General features: G+C 74.9%; 14 protein-coding genes and 1 tRNA gene. 6 read left to right on the top strand and 9 right to left on the bottom strand.

The annotated features are described in order from the left end of the window. Positions 1 to 37 precede the first annotated feature (37 nt). Positions 38 to 1,051: an XRE family transcriptional regulator gene (locus tag ABT015_RS04850; protein ID WP_350876797.1), complete on the top strand. Its 1,014-nt coding sequence runs from the start codon at positions 38 to 40 to the stop codon at positions 1,049 to 1,051. Between the two features lie 313 nt (positions 1,052 to 1,364). Next, positions 1,365 to 2,708: a peptidoglycan-binding protein gene (locus tag ABT015_RS04845; RefSeq protein ID WP_350876795.1), complete on the top strand. Its 1,344-nt coding sequence runs from the start codon at positions 1,365 to 1,367 to the stop codon at positions 2,706 to 2,708. A gap of 43 nt (positions 2,709 to 2,751) precedes the next feature. On the opposite strand, the gene ABT015_RS04840 is transcribed toward ABT015_RS04845, so the two are convergent. Next, positions 2,752 to 3,507, bottom strand: coding sequence for a TrmH family RNA methyltransferase (locus ABT015_RS04840; protein ID WP_350876952.1), 756 nt, complete (start codon positions 3,505 to 3,507; stop codon positions 2,752 to 2,754). Positions 3,508 to 3,530: 23 nt separating this feature from the next. After that, positions 3,531 to 4,238 carry a TetR/AcrR family transcriptional regulator gene (locus ABT015_RS04835; RefSeq protein ID WP_350876793.1) on the bottom strand — a complete coding sequence of 236 codons (708 nt, stop codon included), beginning with the start codon at positions 4,236 to 4,238 and terminating at the stop codon, positions 3,531 to 3,533. A 99-nt stretch (positions 4,239 to 4,337) separates the two neighbouring features. Between ABT015_RS04835 and ABT015_RS04830 the strand changes: the two genes are divergently transcribed. Next, entirely contained in the window at positions 4,338 to 5,006 is a 669-nt protein-coding gene (locus ABT015_RS04830; protein WP_063348437.1) for a hypothetical protein, read from the top strand. A 72-nt stretch (positions 5,007 to 5,078) separates the two neighbouring features. Here ABT015_RS04830 and ABT015_RS04825 read toward each other — a convergent pair whose 3' ends face one another. The 4 genes from ABT015_RS04825 to ABT015_RS04810 all read right to left on the bottom strand — a co-directional run bounded on the left by ABT015_RS04825 (position 5,079) and on the right by ABT015_RS04810 (position 10,463). Continuing rightward, entirely contained in the window at positions 5,079 to 7,199 is a 2,121-nt protein-coding gene (locus tag ABT015_RS04825) for an FUSC family protein (protein WP_350876791.1), read from the bottom strand. Positions 7,200 to 7,209: 10 nt separating this feature from the next. After that, positions 7,210 to 8,484, bottom strand: coding sequence for an HTTM domain-containing protein (locus tag ABT015_RS04820; protein WP_502897263.1), 1,275 nt, complete (start codon positions 8,482 to 8,484; stop codon positions 7,210 to 7,212). Then, on the bottom strand, positions 8,481 to 9,140 hold the full coding sequence (locus tag ABT015_RS04815) for a DUF5819 family protein (RefSeq protein WP_350876788.1): 660 nt from the start codon (positions 9,138 to 9,140) through the stop codon (positions 8,481 to 8,483). Before ABT015_RS04815 ends, ABT015_RS04820 begins: the two co-directional genes overlap by 4 nt. 132 nt (positions 9,141 to 9,272) lie before the next feature. Then, the gene (locus tag ABT015_RS04810; protein ID WP_350876786.1) at positions 9,273 to 10,463 is read right to left on the bottom strand and encodes a rhodanese-like domain-containing protein; all 1,191 of its coding nucleotides are present in this window, start codon (positions 10,461 to 10,463) and stop codon (positions 9,273 to 9,275) included. Between the two features lie 386 nt (positions 10,464 to 10,849). Here ABT015_RS04810 and ABT015_RS04805 point away from each other — a divergent pair, with 386 nt between their 5' ends. Next, the gene (locus ABT015_RS04805; protein WP_350876784.1) at positions 10,850 to 13,657 is read left to right on the top strand and encodes a SpoIIE family protein phosphatase; all 2,808 of its coding nucleotides are present in this window, start codon (positions 10,850 to 10,852) and stop codon (positions 13,655 to 13,657) included. A gap of 37 nt (positions 13,658 to 13,694) precedes the next feature. On the opposite strand, the gene ABT015_RS04800 is transcribed toward ABT015_RS04805, so the two are convergent. Together ABT015_RS04800 and ABT015_RS04795 are read right to left on the bottom strand one after the other, a co-directional pair. Continuing rightward, the gene (locus ABT015_RS04800; protein WP_350876782.1) at positions 13,695 to 14,492 is read right to left on the bottom strand and encodes a hypothetical protein; all 798 of its coding nucleotides are present in this window, start codon (positions 14,490 to 14,492) and stop codon (positions 13,695 to 13,697) included. A 172-nt stretch (positions 14,493 to 14,664) separates the two neighbouring features. Next, on the bottom strand, positions 14,665 to 16,434 hold the full coding sequence (locus ABT015_RS04795; RefSeq protein ID WP_350876948.1) for a phosphatidylglycerol lysyltransferase domain-containing protein: 1,770 nt from the start codon (positions 16,432 to 16,434) through the stop codon (positions 14,665 to 14,667). Positions 16,435 to 16,815: 381 nt separating this feature from the next. On the opposite strand from ABT015_RS04795, the gene ABT015_RS04790 reads away from it, so the two are divergent. After that, entirely contained in the window at positions 16,816 to 17,487 is a 672-nt protein-coding gene (locus tag ABT015_RS04790) for a response regulator (protein ID WP_063351251.1), read from the top strand. Beyond that, positions 17,484 to 18,632: a sensor histidine kinase gene (locus ABT015_RS04785; RefSeq protein ID WP_350876780.1), complete on the top strand. Its 1,149-nt coding sequence runs from the start codon at positions 17,484 to 17,486 to the stop codon at positions 18,630 to 18,632. The genes ABT015_RS04790 and ABT015_RS04785 overlap by 4 nt, the downstream gene beginning before the upstream one ends. Positions 18,633 to 18,682: 50 nt before the next feature. Here ABT015_RS04785 and ABT015_RS04780 read toward each other — a convergent pair. After that, positions 18,683 to 18,766, bottom strand: a tRNA-Leu gene (locus ABT015_RS04780). Between the last annotated feature and the right edge of the window lie 249 nt (positions 18,767 to 19,015).

Here is a 19,015-nt window from a genome sequence, read left to right as displayed (position 1 = left end):
GGCCCCTCCGAACTCACCTGGCGGGGAGGGTCACCGCATGGCCGCACAGCAGCCTCAGGACTCCGCGCGACTCCGGCTGGTCGGACTGCGCCCGGAGCGCCCCGGCCCGTCCGTACCCGCACCGCCCCCGGCACCGGCGCACGCCGGGCGGGCCACCGCCCCGGGCGGCTTCGCGGACACCCTGCACCTGGCCATCGAGGCCAGCGGCCTCAGCCTGGACCGGATCAGAGCCGCCCTCACCCAACGTGGCGTCAGAGTTAGCGTCACGACGCTGAGTTACTGGCGGCGTGGGCGCAGCCAGCCCGAACGGGCCAGCTCGCTGCGGGCCGTCCACCTGCTGGAGGAACTGCTCGGGCTGCCGCACAGCGCGCTCACCTCGCTGCTCGGCCCGCCCCGCCCGCGCGGCCGCTGGGCCGCCGTCGCGAACACCTGCCACCTCGGCCTGGAGGACGTCTGGCCGGGCGAACGGCAGATCGCGGACATCTTCGCCGAGCTGGACGCCCCGCCGCAGGGCGAACTGGAGCGGCTGAGCATCCACGACTCGTACTACGTGGACGCCGAGCGGCGCGGCAACCTGCTGCGGATGCGCCAGGTGGTGCGCGCCACCGTCGGCGGCGTGGGCCGCTGCCTGGTCGTGCACAAGGCCGACGAGGAGGCGACCGGCTGCCCGGAGATCACCTCGGTGCGGCACGGCCGGCTGGGCCGGGTCCGGCGCCGTCCGGAGGCCGGCCTGACCGTCGGCGAGCTGATGCTGGACCGCCCGCTGGCGCTCGGCGACAGCACGGTCTTCGAGTACGAGGTGGAGATCCCGCCGGGCGGCCCGACGCTGGAGTACAGCCGCCGCTTCGCCACCCCGGTGCGCGAGTACGTGCTCCAGGTGCACTTCGACCCGGCGGCCGTCCCGGCGCACTGCGAGCGCTACGACCGCGAGCCGGGCGCGGACGTCGACCACCGCCGCGAGCAGCTCTGGATCGGCGCCTCCGCGAGTGCCCACGTGCTCGCCCCGGACCAGCAGCCCGGGCACGTCGGCATCCGCTGGGAGTGGCAGTAGCCGCCCCGGCGTCCAGTCGTCCCCGGCATCCGGCCGCCCCGGCGCCCAACCGCCCCCGCCGTCCTCGAACCGGCCCGCGCACCCCCGCCACGCCTGACCGACCGCCAGGCCCCTTCCCGGCACTACCGCCTCCTCCTCGACCCCGCCACGCCCGGACCGCCGAACGGCTGTCACCCGTCCGGCGCAATCCGCCGTGCCACCTTCCGCCCGCTTTGGGACTTTGGTCCCGATAACACGCGGGGCCGGCCCGGGAAGGCCAGTCCTGTCACGCCGTCAGGCGTCGACCAGGAAGACCGCAGGAAAGAGGCGGAGCATGACCCTTACCGACCACCTGTCCCCGCTGCTGGAGTTCGACGAGGTCGAACCGGACGAGGACTGCATATGCGGGGGCTGCAGCGCCCGCCGCCGCGCCCGGCGGCACGCCGCACCGGTGCACGAGGGCGGGCACGCCGCGGCCCGCAGCATCCGCCGCCGGGCCGCCGTGCTGATGGCCGCCGTCGGCACCGCGGTGGGCGGCGGGACGGCCGCCGCCGGACACGCCACCGCCGCCCCCACCCCCGGCCCCACCCCGGGCGGCAGCAGCACCGCCCAGCCCCCGCAGACCCCGCAGGGCGAGGTCAGCGGCCTCTACGGACAGGCACCCGGCGCCCGCGCCTTCGCCGCCCCGCGCGCCGCCGCCCAACCGCCCACCCGGGCGCAGGTCATCCAGCGCGCCCAGGGCTGGGTCGACCAGCAGGTGCCGTACGGCATGGGCAGCTACTGGTCGGACGGCTACCGCCAGGACTGCTCCGGCTTCGTCTCGATGGCCTGGGGACTCGGCAGCAGCCAGACCACCTGGACCCTGCCGAACTTCGCCGAGCGGATCGGCAAGGACGACCTCCAGCCCGGCGACGTGCTGATCTACAACAACCCGGCCAGCCCGCAGTCCGGGTCGCACGTGACGATCTTCGGCGGCTGGACGGACTCCTCCCGCACCCGTTACCTCGCCTACGAGCAGACCTCCCCCAGCACCAAGAAGCGCGACACCCCGTACGCCTACTGGAACAACTCCGGCGCCTACGTCCCGTACCGCTACACCGGCCTGTCCGGCGGCAGCAACGACGGCGCCCCGGCCACCGCCTTCCCGGGCGCGGACAAGTTCGGCCCCGGCGCGAACAACGCGTACGTCACGGAGCTCGGCCGGCTGCTGGTGCAGCGCGGCGGCGCCCGGTTCTACTCCGAGGGGCCCGACCCGCGCTGGGGCGAGGCCGACCGGCGGGCCACCCAGGCATTCCAGGAGGCCCAGGGCTGGCGCGGCGCCGAGGCCGACGGCATCCCCGGCAAGGACACCTGGGACTACCTGGTCAACGGCAAGGGCCGCGCCATCGACGCCGGCACCACCCCGCTACCGCCGCCGCCGGTCCGGCCCGGCACCGGAGCGCCCGCCTTCCCCGGCCGGCAGTACTTCGGCCCGGGTCAGAACAACGACCAGGTCCGCCTGCTGGGCGAGCAACTGGTGCGCAAGGGCTTCGGCGGCTCGTACAGCGTCGGCCCCGGCCCGCGCTGGAGCGAGAGCGACCGGCGGGCCGTCCAGGCCTTCCAGCAGGCCCAGGGCTGGCGCGGCGCCGAGGCCGACGGCTACCCCGGCCCGGACACCTGGCGCCGGCTCTTCGCCTGACGCGCGCCGACGGCGTGGTGCCCGCCCCGGCGGGCGCCACGCCTCACCCCTGAGGCTTCGACGACATCCAGTGGAAGAGGCCCATCGCCACGCTGGTGGCCAGGTTGAAGCTGGACACCCCCGGCTGCATCGGCACCGAGACCAGGTGGTCCGCCCGCGCCTTGAGCTCCGCCGAGACGCCGTGCCGCTCGGTGCCGAAGGCGAGCAGCGCGTCGTCCGGGAACGGCAGCGTCCGGATGTCCGCGCCCTCCGGGTCCAGCACGTACAGCGGCCCGGCGGGCAGCTCCGGCAGGGCCAGCCGCTCCACCGCGGTGGCGAAGTGCAGGCCCGCGCTACCGCGCAGCACGGTCGGGTGCCAGGGGTCCAGATCGCCGGTGGTCACCACGCCGGTGGCGCCGAAGCCGGCCGCCAGCCGGATCACCGCCCCGACGTTGCCCAGGTTGCGCGGGTTCTCCAGCAGCACCACCGGGGCCGGGCGCGGGCGCCGGGCCAGGGCCGTCAGGTTCGCCCCGACGGACGGCCGCGCGGCCAGCGCGACCACCCCGGTCGGGTGCAGCCGGGGTGCCAGCGTCCGCAGCCGTTCCTCGGGCAGTTCCACCGCCAGCGCGTCCAGCGCCGGCGCGACGTCCGGCGCCAGCTCCCCGGCCAGGGCCAGCAGCGCCGCCCGGTCGGCGGTCAGCACCCGCCGGACGTCCCCGCCGAAGCGCAGCGCGTGCTTCAGCGGGTGGAACCCGTCCAGCAGGACGGCCCCCGGCTCCCGCTCCGCCGCCCGCCACGCCCGCAGCACCTCGTCGTCCATGGCGTTCACGGCGTTCATGGCGTTCACTCTGCCACCTCGTCCGAAGCCGTCCGATCCAGGGCCACCTGATCCAGGGCCACCCCACCTGAGGCCGCCCCGCCCGGACCGGGCTCACCGGGGCGGCCGGCGGCGGCGATCACCTCGTCGAAGCCGAGCGGCCGCCCGGTCGGGCCGTCCGGATCGGCGGCGAGCCCGGCGAGCGCGAGGTCGAGGTGCCGGTGGACCAGCGAGCCGTCCGCGTCGAGCGCGGCCAGCGCGCCCGGCAGCGGGCGGGACACCCGGACGCAGAGCAGCACCAGGTCGCCCATCCCCACGTCGGCCCGCAGCCGCCCGGCGTCCTGGGCGGCGCGCAGCAGCGCCTCGACGGCGGTGACGGCGTCGCGGCGGACGGCGACCAGGTCCTCGTCCACCACCAGCCGCTCCAGCAGCACCACGATCGCCGCGCCCATCCGCAGGTCGGCGGCGGCGTGCACGAAGCGGCGCAGCGCCCGGTACGGGTCGGTCTCGTCGCGGCGGGCCTGCGCGGCGGCCTCGGCGAGCCGGGCCAGCAGGTCGGTGACCAGGGCGCGGACCAGGGCCTCCCGGTCGGGGAAGCGCCGGTAGAGGGTGGCCGGGCCGACCCCGGCCCGCCGGACCACGGCGTCCAGCGGGGCGTCCGGGCCCCGTTCCAGGAACACCTCGCAGGCGGCGTCCAGGATCCTGCGCCGGCTGCGTTCCGCGTCGGCCCTCATCGGCAACTCCCTAACCGGAGAAATTCTCTCCCCCTATGCTAGCGTCCACTGAAGCGGAGAAAATCTCTCCGCATCGTTGAGGAGCCGAGGAGTGACGCCGTGACCACCACCGCGCTCACCGTCCACACCGACATCGACGGCACCAGCCACCCGCGCGAGGCCGTCCTCGCCTGGGAGCTCGACCGCGCCCGCACCGCCCTGCGCCTGCTCAAGCAGCGCCTCGGCGACGACCGGACGCGCGAACTGCTCACCCCCGACACCACCGCCGCCGACACCGCCCTGGCCGCCTGGGCCCACGCCTCCGGCGGCCGGTGGAGCACCGCCGTCACCGAGCTCACCGCCACCGGCATCGACGCCGACCGCTTCCTCACCTGGTGGCAGGGCCGCCTGCACGCCCCCGACCGGGACGCCCTGCTCGCCGCCAACCCCGAGCACTACCTGGCCGACTCCACCGGCGAACGGGTCGAGATCATCGAGACCCTCGGCACCGGCCCGGCCCGCTTCTTCCTGCGCTTCCACGACGACGTCCCGATCGCCGGGCCCGGCCACCAGGCCTTCCCGGTCCGCATCGGCGGCACCGGGACCCTCGCCGACGGCACCGAGGTGCTGCGGGTGATGCACGAGTTCGCCGACACCCCGGACGGCCTGCGGATCCGTCTCACCGTCCAGTTCCCCGAGGCCGCCCCCGCCCTCCTGGGCACCGGTCACCAGTGGCACTTCGCCTGCGAGTTCGCCAACTGGCTGGAGGCCGCGGCCCGCGCCGCCTGACGCCCCGGCGACGTTCGCCCCCCCGGACGTTCGCCCCCCGACGTTCGCCCTTCCAGGAGGGGCGAACGTCGCCTACTGCGGCCCCCGCACGTCCTCCCGCCCCCGCAGCGCCCGCTCCAGGTCCTTCAACGCCTGCCCCAGCAGCCGCGTCCCCGCCCGCACCACGTCCCGCTGCACCCCCGCCGGCGCCTGCGCCAGCCGTTCCTCCAGCCGCGCCTGCGCCTCCCGCACGGCGCCGAACTCCACCGGCTGCCCGGTGAGCAGCGCCGCCCCCGCGAGCGCGGTGGCCAGCCGCAGCTCCTCCGCGTACTCCGCCGTCCCCGGCACCGGGTCGGCGTCGGCGGCCGGCAGGTGCGCCTCCAGCAGGACGGCGACCCGTCCGAGGTGCCCGACGGCCGCCCGGGCCCGGTCGACCTGGCGCCGGGACACCCCGGGCAGTCCGGAGGCGTGCCGGCCCGGTTCGGCGTCGGCGCGCTGCATGGCCTGGAGCAGTTCCGAGCGGGCCTCCCGGGAGTCCAGCAGCGCGGTCCGCACCGCCCGCCCGCGCGGCGCGGCCGGGTCCTCGTAGCAGGCGACCACCGCGGCCGCGTACCGCCCGGCGGCGGCGAGCCACTCGGCCAGCCGCTCCCCGAGCCGGGCGGTCTGCCAGGTCGGGAAGAGCGCGTACGTCACCAGCGCCACCGACCCGCCGAGCAGGGTGAGCCCGACCCGTTCGAAGGCCGTCGTGAGCGGGTTCCCGGCCTGGAGCCCGAGCAGGAACACCACGTACGTCGAGATCCCGACCGTCGTCAGCGCGTACCCCGTCCGGAACGCGAGGTACGACCCGCCGATGCACAGCACGGCCAGCGCGGCCAGCACCCACTCCCCGGGGTGCGTGAGCTGCACCACCAGCGTCGAGACGGCGACCCCGACGACCGTCCCGGCCAGCCGGGCGACACCCCGGCTGTAGGTCTGGGCGAAGTCCGGCCGCATCACCATCGCGGCGGTCATCGGCGCCCAGTAGCCGTGGTGGAAGCCGATCAGCCGGGCCAGCAGGTAGGCGACGGTGACCACTCCGGCGAGCCGGACGGCGTGCTGGAAGATCGCCGAGCGCGGCCGCAGCTGCCGGCGCACCGTCCGCAGCGCGACCGGCAGCATCCGGAGGATCGACGGCCTGTGCAGCGCCCCGCCCGCGCCGATCACGGGCGTGGTGATGGTGTCCGCGTCGCCCCGCTCCAGCGTGTCCGCGGCCTTGCGCAGCAGCCCGCCCAGCCGGCGGGCCGACCGCCGGGCCGCCCCCTGCAACCGCGGCCCCTCGTCCGGCGGGACCAGGGTGAGCGTGGGCGCCGAGCGGGGCAGCCGGACGGGGTCGCCGGTGCGGACGGCCCGGGCCAGGGCGTCCATGACCTCGGCGGCGGCCGCCAGCACCTCACGGGCCCGGTCGCGTTCGGGCCCCTCCTCCGGGGCGCCCACCTTGGGATCGGCGAGCGCCGCCAGGGTGGGCCGGATGCGCTCGGCGAGGCCGCGCAGGCCGCGCAGTTCGGCCGGCCGGTGGCGGTCCTGCCAGGGGGTCAGGGCGGCGGCGTGCCGGGCCGTCATGAACGGCTCCGGGTCGACGTGCGCGGTCGGATCCTGTCTCAACCTGCGCGCGTAGTCGGCGAGTTCCGCGTAGGTGTCGGCGAGGGCGTCCCGCTGGGCGCTCCAGCTCCCGATCGGCCACAGGGTGATGACGACGGCTTGGACGACCCCGCCGAGGGCGGCGACCAGCCCGTGTCCGAGCGCGGCGGTCGCGCTGACCGGGAGCTGGACGACGATCAGCATCACCGAGACGGTGTTGGTCGCGACCACCCCGGCGGTCGGCCCGACCGCCCAGGCGAGCCCGGCGCCGAAGGCCCACACCGCGAGCAGCACCGGGAACAACCCGGGCACCCCGGCCGCCAGATAGCCGAGGAAGGTGCTGATCCCGAGCCCGGCCCCGGCCGCGACGGCGAGGCTGGCCCGGGGCCGGAAGCTGCGCTGGAAGGTGGCCGTGCCGGCGATGAAGGCGCCCATTGCGGCCGAGGTGGCGAGCGCGACCCCGCCGAGCGCGAGGGTGGGGAAGAGCACCAACGCCACCGCGACGGCCCCGCGCAGGGCCCGCTTGGGGTCGGTGAGCGCCCGGTCGAGGGTGAGTCCGGTCCGCGCGGTGTCGCGAAGGGCGGCGAACCAGGACATACGGGTCAGCCTAGGGCACGCCTTCCGCGACCGGCGCTCGTGACCGCCGGATCCGCCGCAGCCGCGCCGCCGCCCAGAGCAGCGCGCCGGTCGGCAGGAACACCGCGTCCGCCGCGATCATCGCGAGCGAGAACACCGGCAGCCCGAGCAGCAGCGCGATCCCCAGGTGTTCGGCCAGCAGCACGGCCAGCAGCACGTTCTTGACCCGCCGGTTGAGCAGCGTGAACGGGAACGCGACCTGCACGACCACCGTGCCGTACGAGATCAGGAAGACCGGCAGCAGCGCCGAGCCGACCAGCCCCGACAGCCACGGCCAGGGCGTGAAGTAGTCCAGGTGCAACGGGTAGTACAGCGCGGTGCCGTCCTGCCAGCGCGAGCCCTGCACCTTGTACCAGCCGGCCGTCGCGTAGATCAGCACCACCTCGGCGGCGATCACCAGCATCGCGCAGTTGTGCACCATGTTCGCCAGCGCGTCGAGCACCGCGCGCGGTTCGCCGTCCGGCCGCAGCCGCCCGAGCGCCCACCAGAGCCCGGCCACCGCCCAGAGCCCCCAGAACAACGGCGCCCAGCCGGCGTACGGGAAGGTCCGGGCCGTCCAGGTGAGGCTCTCACCGGAGAAGCCGCCGAACTGGCAGACCGCCAGGGCGGCGCCGAGCAGCACCCAGAGCACCACCCCGGCCCGCCCCGGCCGGGCCCGCCGGGAGTCCAGCGACCACACCTCGGCGCAGCGGGTGAAGACCAGGTAGACCGCCATCAGGTGGACGACGTTGTCGCCGCCGTCGCCGAGGAAGACGTCGCGGTTCTGCAGCGACAGCACGGTGACCAGGAACAGCACCGCGCTCGCCCTGGTCCGCCAGCCCAGCACCACCGCGACGGCGGCCAGCACCGCCAGGTGGTAGACCAGCTCGAACCAGGGCCGACCGCCGAACCACGGCAGCACGGTGAACGCCCCGTTGTCGGTCAGCAGCCGCTCGGCCAGGTCCATCGACCAGGGCGACCGGTCCCCGTACAGCACCCGCCGGTTGGGCCACTCGCGCAGCAGGTAGGCGAGCCAGACCAGCCCGAAGCCGATCCGTACCACGGCGGCCTGGTGGCGGCCCAGCGCGCGCCCGGTGAAGGCCGCCATCGCCCGGGCGGCCAGGTCGGCCGGGCCGGGCCCGCGCGGCGCCGGATCGGGCCGGGCGGCGACGGGCGGTTGCCCGGCCTGGCGCGGGATGCCCTCCGACCACCGCGGCTCAGGCGGCGGCGAGAGCTCGGGCGAGGCCTCCGGCGACACCTCGCTCACCCGAGCTCCCGGTAGTCCTCGTCGTCCACCGGCCACCAGGGCAGCTCCCGCACCTTCGGCGCCGGTGGCGCGGTCTCACCGCTCCAGGACGGCGGCGGGACGGTCACCGCGGTGGCCCGGAACTCGATCTCCAGGACCCGCTCGCCGTCCACCTCCCGGCCGATCCGCTGCAGGGCGATCCGCTTGAGGTACTGCTCGGCGAGCCTGCCGCGGGTGTTGGTCAGCGCCTCGTCCTGCGGGTTGTGCGAGCCGTCGTAGAAGTCCCAGGCCCGGCGCAGCAGGTTCTGGTCGACGTGGCTGGGGGCGGGGTTGTGCCGGATCGCGGCGAGGTCCTGCGCGGTCAGCCCGGTCCAGTCGCGGGTGCGGGTGGTGCCGTCGGCGGCGGCGGTGCGCACCCGGGCGTCCAGGTTGACGTTCTGCTGCAGCGGATTCGGCGCGAACAGCCGCCAGTTCTGTTCGAACTCCGGGTACACCAGGCCGTCGACCTCGTTCCGGTACTGCCGGGACAGCGAGTTGGCCGGCGCGACGTGCAGGAACACCGCCGCGAGGAAGAGCCCGGTGCCGACCACCAGCACCGCCGCGGTCAGGCCGAGCACGAGCTGCGCGGGCGTCGACCAGACCCGTCCGGCGGCCGGGCGGTCCGTCGTCTCCGTCATGGCCTCCCCGGCCCGGTCGGCGCGCCGCCCGGGTCCCGTCCCGGCGCGGTCGCGCGCCCATCCTGCCCTACCGGGCGAACACGACGGTGCCGGACGGGGCCACGGGGCTACGAAGCCAACAGGCCCACCGGCCTACAGGACGAAGGCGTCCTGGTCGGTGCTGCTCACCATCGGACGGCCCGCGCCCTCCCAGGCGTACATGCCGCCGTCCACGTTCACCGCGTCCCGGCCCTGCTGCACCAGGTACTGGACGACCTGCGCGGAGCGGCCGCCGACCCGGCAGAGCACGTACAGCTTCCCGTCCGGCAGTTCGCCGATCCGGGCGATCACCTCGCCGAGCGGGATGTGCAGCGCGCCGTCCACGTGGCCGGCGTCCCACTCGTCCTGCTCGCGCACGTCCAGCAGGACGGCGTCGGCGGGCACTGCGGCGGCGGTGGTGGAGGGGATCTGCGCGAACATCGTGTGGCTCTCCTGGGGCTGGGTCGGGTCGGTGCCATTGTCGCCCACCGGCTGCCGGTGGCCGTCGCCCGCCGCGGCCGGGGCGCCGAGCAGCCGCTCCAGCTCGGCCTGCTGGGCGGCGGCCTTGGCGAGCAGTTCCTCGGCGAGCTGCTCCAGCAGCCGGTCCGGGTCCTGCGGGGCCAGCGCGAGCAGCTGGCCCATCGGGGTCTGTTCCAGCCGGACCTGCTCGGTGGCGGTCTCGGTGATCTTGCCGGTCAGCCACTCCAGCCGGCGGCGCAGCCACTCCAGCCGGTCGGGGGAGTCGGTGCCGGGCGCGGCCTCGGGCGCGGTGGACCACTCGGCGGACAGGCCCTCCAGCGCGGCGGCGTCGCCGACCGCGTAGGCCTCGTTCACCCGGGCCAGGAACGCGGCCCGGCGCTGCTGCTCGGCCGGGTCGGTGCTGAGGTCGGGGTGGGCCCGGCGGACCAGCTCGCGGTAGATCCGCTGGGCGTCCCGCCCGGGGCGCACCCGGGCCGGCGCGGCGGGCGGCGGCGGGGCCGCCTCCTGCTCCCGGACGGAGTCGAACAGCGCGTCCAGGTCGGGCAGTTCGTCGACCTGTCGGCGGGCCTCGGCGGCCCGGCGGAGGTCCTCGGGGTGCCCGGTCCTGGCCGCGACCGCCTCGGCGACCAGCGCCTCCAGCTCGTCCAGCCGGGCGTAGAGCGGGCCCAGCAGCTGATGGTGGATCAGCGCGAAGTTGTCGATCTCGACCCGCAGCGTCTGCACGTCGACGTCCATGCTGAGCCAGGCGAGTTCGGCGGCGGCGACCCGCTCCTCCAGCTCCTGCTGCTGCGGGTCCGTCCAGCGGACGGGGCTCTGCGCGGTCACTTCTCGCCTCTGTCTCGTCCGGCCGGCTGCGTCCCTGCGGAGCCGCCTCGCGGGGTGGCCCGGCCTGCCACCCTACCCTCGCGCGCGAAAGCCCCGTCCGGGGCAACGGGGAGTGCGAACCGGCGCGCGCCGCACGGCACGCAACCGATCCTGAGGAATCTCCCCGTTTCGCTATCACGCCCGGGCCGGTCCGTGCTTCGCTAGGGCGTGTCTGATGATTCGCGTCGGATCAGCACGCGGCGTCGGGCGCCCGGCGGACTCGTTCAGACACGCCCTCAAGCCCGGCACGATCCACAAGACGCGCCCCGGGTTTCCGCACAGCGTGCCTTCCTCCGGAGAGACGGCCGCCTCCAGGCGTGGCGGCCAGGCGGGAGCAGACCGAATCCATGGTGGCCGAGTCCAACTCCACACCGCGTCCGGCGGACGCCGAGGCCGTACCGGGTGACCACCCGACCGGCGTGGCCGCCATGGTCCGGCTCGCCCTCGTCCTGGTCGACCGGGCCGGACGGATCGCCCAGTGGAGCCGGGCCGCCGAGGAACTGTTCGGGCACCGCGCCGAAGTCGCCCACGACCGGCCGGCCAGCGGACTGCTGCCCGCCGTGGAACCGCTCGCCGCCCCCGGCCAGGCCGCCGGGTCCGTCGTGCGCCGCCGCCGCGACGCCCTGGACACCCTGGCCGCGCTGACCGCCGACGGGCGCCCCTGGGCCGGCCAGCTGGCCGTCATCGACCGTGAGGAGCACCTGCGCGACGTGCTCTGGTGGGCCTGGCCGCTGCCCGACCCGTTCGGCGGCCTGCTCGCCCTCGCCGCCGACGCCCGGCCGCTGCGCACCGCCGGCCCCCGGCTCGCCCTCGGCGAGCGGCTGCTGCCGTTCGCCGCCGCCCCGCCCGCCCGGGGCGGCTTCCACCGGCTGGGCGCGGCCCTGACCCCGCCCGGCCGACTGGGCGCCGGTCCGCTGTCGGCCGACCGGCTGGCCGGGCTGCTGCCGGCGGGTTCGGCCGCGCGCCGGGCGCTGCTGCTCGACGTGCTGGACCAGGCCGGTCTGCCCGCCCTGCGGCTGGACCCGGCCACCGTGCTGCCGGTCCTGCCCGCCGACCCGCAGGCCGCCGCCGCGCACGCCGCCGCCGGACTCGGCCGCCGCTACCCGACCGCCCAGCAGCGCGCCGCCCGGGTCGGCCCGCCACCGCAGCCCGAGCAGTCCGCGCCCCCGGCCCGGACGGTCCGGGGTCGGCCGCCCGGCCCGCTGCCGGCCCAGCGCGAGACCGCCGAGCGGTCCGCGGCCGCCCAGCCGTCCGGCGCCGCAGGCGCCCCGGCAGGCGTCCCACCGACCAGCCCGGCCCTGACCGCCCCGGCCCCGGCGGTCCCGGCCCCGACCGCCCCGTCCCCGACCGGAGGAGGAGCCGCCATCGAGCCCGCCGCCGCCGAACCGTCCGCCGGCGGCCGTCCGCCCCGCCGCACCGACCGGACCCCTGCCGCCCCCACCGGCGCCGAGGGCGCCCAGTCCGGGCGGCTGAGCCCGTTCCTGACCAACGGGCAGGCCGGCGAGCAGCTGGCGCTGCTGAACGAGGTCGGCGGCAAGGTCGGCACCACCCTGGACCTCGGCTTCACCGCGCACGAGCTCTGCCAGGTGCTGGTCCCCCGGGTCGCCGACTTCGCCTGCGTGGACCTGGTGGACGGGCTGATCTCCGAATCCGAGCTGCCGGCCGCCCGCCCGGACGACGACACCATGCTCCGCCGGGTCGCCCTGGTCTACAACGAGACCGGCGGCGCCTGGGACCACGTGCTGTCCGAGGGCTCGCTGGTCAGCATGCCGCGCCGCACCCCGCCGGGGATGGCCCTGCAGCTGAACCAGCCGGTCCTGGTCCCGGTGATCAGCGCGGACGTCGCGGTCGACTACGCGATCGCGCTCGGCGGGGCCCGGCTGGCCCCGGTGGTCTCCGGCCGCTCGATGCTGGTGGTGCCGCTGTCCGCCCGGGGCACCGTGCTGGGCATCCTCAAGCTGCTCCGGCTGCCGGACCGCGCCCCCTTCGACGAGAGCGACGCCGCCACGCTCAAGGAGCTGGCCGTCCGCGCCGCGCTCTCCCTGGACAACGCCCGGCTGCACCGCGCCGAGGCCAGGGTGGCCACCACCCTCCAGCGCTCGATGATCCCGACCCGCCCGCCGCAGATCCCCGGCGTCCAGATCGCCCACCGCTACCTGCCGGGCGACCCCAAGGCCGAGGTCGGCGGCGACTGGTTCGACGCGATCCAGCTGCCCGGCAGCCGGGTCGCCCTGGTGGTCGGCGACGTGATGGGCCACGGCCTGCACTCGGCGGCCGCGATGGGCCGCTTCCGGACGGCCATGCAGACCCTCGCCGCGCTCGACCTGCCGCCCGGCCAGCTGCTGCGGCACCTGGACAACCTGGCCCACAAGCTCGGCGACGACCACCTCGCCACCTGCCTGTACGCGGTCTACGACCCGATCAACCGGACCTGCGAGCTGGCCAGCGCCGGCCACGTCCCGCCGGTGCTGGTGCACCCGGACGGCTCCGGCGAACTGCTGGAGATCCCGGCCGGCGCGCCGATCGGGGTCGGCGGGGTGCCGTTCGTCGCCAAGACCATCGACGTCTCGGACGGCTCGATGCTGGTGCTGTGCACCGACGGCCTGGTCGAGGTCCGGGGCGGCGACATAGGAGCGGGCCTGGCCGCGCTCTGCGGCAATCTGATCGACCCGCTGCAGAGCCCCGAGCAGGCCTGCGACGTGGTGCTCAAGCGGCTGCACTCGGACGACCGGAAGGACGACGTCGCCCTGCTGGTGGCCCGCTTCGACGGGGTCGCCCCGTCCGAGGTGGCGACCTGGGACCTCAGGGTGGACCACCGAGAGGTGCGCCGGGCCCGTTCGCTGGTCCGCGAGCAGCTGGCCGGCTGGCACCTGGAGGCGCTGAGCGACATCACCGAGCTGCTGGTCAGCGAGCTGGTCACGAACGCCGTCCGGGTGGCCCGGGACCGCGTCCGGCTCCAGCTGATCCGGGTGGACAAGCTGCTGGTGGAGGTCAGCGACGACAACCACAACCTGCCGTCGCTGGAGCCGGCCGAGCAGTTGGGCGAGACCGGCCGCGGCCTCACCCTGGTGACCAAGCTCGCCGAACGCTGGGGCACCGCCCGCAAGGCGGTCGGCAAGGTGGTCTGGTTCGAACTCCCCCTGCCGCACGCCTGACGGCCGGCTGCCCGACGGCCGTCAGACGGTGCGTGGGTCAGGGGACGAGCGCGCCCGCCGGGCGCCGCCGGGCCTCCACCGCGACCTCCAGCGACGCGGCCGCGGCCACCGAGGTGGCGGCCCCGACCCCGGCCAGCACCCGCGGCCAGAAGTCCCCGAACACCTCGACCGAGACGGCGAGCAGCAGCGCGGTGATCACCGCGACCACGTGCTCCAGCCCGGCGAGGTTCGGCAGCACGACCGCCTCGCCGACCATCATGACCACCACCAGGCCGGCGGTGAACCAGGCCCGGCAGCGGAACGCGATGCAGATCGCCAGCGCCACCACCGCGGCCGACGGCCCGGTGTCCCGCACGTAGGCGACCCACTTCGGGAAGCCGAACAGGTGGCCCGGGCCGAGCGCCACGCCGATCCGGGCGAACAGCGTGCCCGCCAGGGTGCAGGTGTAGGCCACCACCAGGGTCATCCGCCGGCCGAGCACGATCTCGGCGACGCCGAAGACCACGAACACCTGGGCCAGCGCGCCCCAGACCGGCAGGTCCAGCGCCGGCACGTACAGCGAGAGCGGGGTCCGCAGCAGCGAGACGTCCAGCGGCAGCGCCGCCTTCACCACCCCGATGCGGTTGACGAAGTGCTCACCGCCCGGAAGGTGCTGGGTGATGCTGAACAGGAGGATCAGAAACGTCGCCGCCGTGGCCATCGGAACGGCGGCGAACTTCTTGCGCGCCACCGCGTCCCGCACCGTCGCGTACAACGTCCCCCACTCGGCGACAGCGGCCGATCTGACCAGTGCCAGCGACCCCTCCCGCACGCCCCCCGCGTGGGTCCTGTCCATCACAACCGTTACTCCCGAATCCCCGAACTTTCTGAGCCACTCCCACATTAGAAGCCTCTTAACAAATCCACATCGGCATAGATGCGGATCAGGGTCATCCTCTGGGGGGAGGGATATCCCTGACCTCACCCCCTATCCGACCTCCCGGTCCCCTCCGCCCCCCGGCGGAGGGCTACCCCTTCCCGTCCCGCGCCGCGACCGGGAGCCGGGGCGCCACCACGGCGGCCCCGGAGTGCCGGCGGTGGAACAGGGCGGGCAGGCTCGGCGCGACGATGAAGCCCTCGGCCCGCGCGCTGGCGATGCCGATCCGCGGGATCTCGCTGCTCTTCTCGAACAGCAGGTAGCGGGGCTCCCAGATCGGCCGGTACTTGGCGTTCGCGCGGTACAGCGACTCGATCTGCCACCAGCGCGAGAAGAAGCCCAGGACGGAACGCCACAACCGCAGCACCGGTCCGGCGCCGAGCCGCGACCCGCGCTCGAAGACCGAGCGGAACATCGCGAAGTTCAGCGACACCCGCTTCAGCCCGACCTCCTCGGCACGCTGCAGCAGCTCGATGACCATGAACTCCATCAGGCCGTTCTCGGTGTCCCGGGCCCGGCGCATCAGGTCCAGCGAGAGCCCGTCCGAGCCCCACGGGACGAAGCTCAGCAGCGCCTTGAGCTCGCCGTCGCCGTCGTGGCACTCCAGCATCACGCAGCGGCCGTCGCCCGGGTCGCCGAGCCGGCCGAGCGCCATCGAGAAGCCGCGCTCGGTCGCCCCGTCGCGCCACTGGTCGGCCTTGGCCACCAGCTCGGCCATCTCGCACTCGGGGATGTCCTCGTGCCGGCGGATCCGCACCGTGTACCCGGCCCGCTTGACCCGGTTGTACGCCTGGCGGACCACCCGCATCGCCCGGCCGTCCAACGAGAACTCGTCCAGCTCGACGATCGCCTCGTCGCCCAGCTCCAGCGCGTCCAGCCCGTGCCGGGCGTAGATCACGCCCGCCTCCTCGGAGGCGCCCATCACGGCCGGCGCCCAGGCGTGCTCGCGGGCCTCGGCCAGCCAGGAGTCGATCGCGCCCGGCCAGGCCTCCGGGTCGCCGATCGGGTCGCCCGAGGCCAGCGAGACCCCGCCGATCACCCGGTAGGTCACCGCCGCCTTGCCGCTGGGGGAGAAGATCACCGCCTTGTCCCGGCGCAGCGCGAAGTAGCCGAGCGAGTCCCGCTCGCCCTGCTTGTCCAGCAGCGAGCGCAGCTTCGCCTCGTCCTCGGGGTTCAGCAGTTCCTTGCCGCGCGGGCTGCGGAAGGCCACGTAGAACACCAGCAGGAAGAGCACCGCGCCCATCGCGTTGATCGCCGCGTTGACCCAGGTCGGCGAGGAGATCACCGAGCGCAGGTGCTCCGAGGGGTTGATCGTGATCATCCGGCCGACGGAGTAGCGGAAGAGGTCCCAGAAGCCCGCGCCGCCGAGCCCGTTGGTCGCCCAGACCAGGAGCGCGCCGACGACCCCGCCGAACAGCAGCCCGCCGACGAAGGTGGCCGCCGCGGTCTTCGGGTTGGAGCGGTCGCCCTTGGACGTGAAGTCCTTCCGCCCGATGGCCAGCGCCAGGACGAACAGGCAGGTCAGCACGGTGGAGATGTAGTTGAGCGGGTGGTCCCTGAACCGCTCGCCGGGCGTCACCATGGCCAGCAGGTACAGCAGCGCGAACAGGCTGGCCAAGGCCGCGTTGAAGATCCAGGCGGCCCGCTTGCGCCGCCGCATCGCGATGGCCAGGAAGACCGCCAGCACCGCGCTGGCCAGGCCCGAGGTCATCAGGTACGGGGTGAAGTACTCACCCTCGTTGTGCTCGTTGACCTGGTTCCCCCACGGCACCAGCAGCACCGTCGCCACGTTCAGCAGCGCCAGCAGCCGGAGGTACCACACGGAGACGGCGGCGGCCCGCGGGCGCCAGCGGTCGAGCACGCCGACGGGCCGGGGCCCGGTGGACGTGGCGGAAGGCTCCGACTTCACAGTGGACGACACAGCTCAATTCCAAACGATCAGATGGTGGGGCGCATCCGCACACGGCCCGGCGACGGGTGCCCGCAGGGGGCCCGACGGACTGACCGGCGGCCCTCACCTCGACCGGGCGCCCACTGAATGGAGCAGGCCGACAAAGGGCAGCCAACTCCATGGTTCCCCACCCTGCCTGAGAATTGCGTGAACCGGGTAGCGGATTCCGACCCCCGCCATGTGGCGGGGGTGAGGACCGCCATCCGTTCGGCGCCCCACCCCGGCTACCCCTACCCTCGAAACGACCCGCGCGGACCGCCCGACCCCGGCCGCCAGAACCGAGGAGGCACCATCACCGACACCCGCGTGCTGATCGTGGACGACGAGATCCTGGTCCGCTCCGGCCTGGGCCTCATCGTCGGCTCCGCCCCCGACCTGGAGGTCGTCGGCGACTGCTCCGGCGGCCAGGCCGAGGAGCACGTCCAGCGCCTGCGCCCGCACGTGGTGCTCCTCGACATCCGGATGCCGGACCTCGACGGCATCTCGGTGCTGCGCCGGCTGCGCGCCCTGCCGGACCCGCCCGCCGTGGCGATGCTCACCACCTTCGACAGCGACGAGTACATCGGCACCGCGCTGCGGGCCGGCGCCTCCGGCTTCCTGCTCAAGGACACCGCACCCGAGCAGCTGGTCCACGCCGTCCGGGTGCTCGCGGCCGGCGGGAACATCCTGTCCCCGACCGTGACCCGCACCGTGATCGGCGGCTACGTGGACGGCGGCGGCCCGGACGCCGAGGCCACCTCGCTCGCCCGCACCCTCACCGGCCGGGAGCTCGACGTGCTGGCCCTGCTCGGCGAGGGACTGTCCAACGCCGAGATCGCCGACCGGCTCTTCCTCGGCACCGGCACCGTCAAGGACCACATCAGCGCGATCCTCGGCAAGCTCGGCGCGGCCAACCGGGTCCAGGCGGCGGTGCTCGCCCATCGGGCCGGGCTGGTCCGGCCGAAACCCGGCGACGGGGCATGACGGCCACCGAACAGCTGCCGTCCAGACGGCTCCCGGCCTGGTGCACCGCCCCCTGGCTGATGCTCCTGCTGCCCGCCCTCTACTCCCTCCTGGACGCCGCCCTGGTGGCCCGGAACTCCCCGTGGTGGCAGATCGCGCTCTCCACGCTGGCCGCCGTCGCCCTGCTCTGGCGCCGCCGCTTCCCGGTGGCGGTGCTGCTGCTGACCATGCCCGGCAGCTACGTCGACGACATCTGGCTGGCCCCGATCACCGCCGTCTACACGGTGGCCGCCGAACGCCCCCGCCCGCGGATCGTCATCCCCTGCGCGACCCTGTTCACGCTGGTCGAGTTCTTCCACTGGCCGCTGTCCGAGCAGACCCTCGAACTCAGCCGGGACACCGCGCTCTACGCCATCCAGTCGGTGATGCTGGCCGCCGGCCCGGCCGCCACCGGGCTGCTCGCCCGCACCCGGCGGGAGCTGGCCGCCCGGCTCGACGAGCTGACCCGCGGCCAGGAGCGGGAGAGCCGGCTGCTCGCCGAACGGGTGCTGATCAGCGAGCGCGGCCGGCTCGCCCGGGAGATGCACGACGTGGTCTCGCACCAGGTCAGCCTGATCAGCATCCAGGCCGGCGCGCTCCAGGTGAGCACCGGCGACCCGGCCGCCGCGACCACCGCCCGCACCATCCGCGAACTGGCCGTCCGCACCCTCGACGAGCTGCGCCAGATGGTCGGGGTGCTGCGCAGCACCGCCGGCCCGCGCCCGGACGCCCCGCTCGCCCCGCAGCCCCGGCTGGCCGACCTGCCCCGGCTGATCGCGGAGAGCGGGCTGGCCGCCGACACCGAACTGAACCCCGGTGACCGCCCGTGGCCGGAGGCGGTCGAGCGGGCCGCCTACCGCACCGTCCAGGAGGCGCTCACCAACATCACCAAGTACGCCCCGGAGGCGGCGGTGCACGTGAAGGTCCGGGCGAAGGGGCGCCGGCTGCGGGTCGAGGTGCGCAACGACGCGCCCCCGGTCCACCCGGACGAGATCCTGCCGGGCGGCGGCCACGGCCTGGTCGGCCTGCGCGAGCGCGCGCAGCTGCTGGGCGGCTCGCTCACCGCCGGCCCCACCCAGGACGGCGGCTTCGAGGTCCGCGCCGAGCTGCCCGCCACCCGTTCCTGACCGGGCAACGAGAAAGCCCCGCAGATCCGTAGATCTGCGGGGCTTCGCTGTGCGCGAGGGGGGAGTTGAACCCCCACGCCCTTTCGGGCACTGGAACCTGAATCCAGCGCGTCTGCCTATTCCGCCACCCGCGCATGGGTGTCGTCTTCGTTGCCGACCGATCTTCCGAACCGCTCGGTACCATGTGGTCTTCGCGTTTCCTTGGACCGGCCTCCCTGGTGGGCGGCCCTTCCGACGTGGAAAACAGTAGCACGACCCGGGGGGCCGCTCCGAATCCGTTCTCCGGCGGGACGAAGCGCATCCGAACGGATGCACGACGAACGGGCGAGCGAGTGACGGGAACCCATCCGGACGGGCACACCTGGCGTGCCGTACCCGGTATG

Source organism: Kitasatospora sp. NPDC094016 (assembly GCF_040304045.1).
GTDB lineage: Bacteria > Actinomycetota > Actinomycetes > Streptomycetales > Streptomycetaceae > Kitasatospora.
Note: the sequence above shows the minus strand (reverse complement) of the source record. Positions and strands in the feature narration are given on the sequence as shown.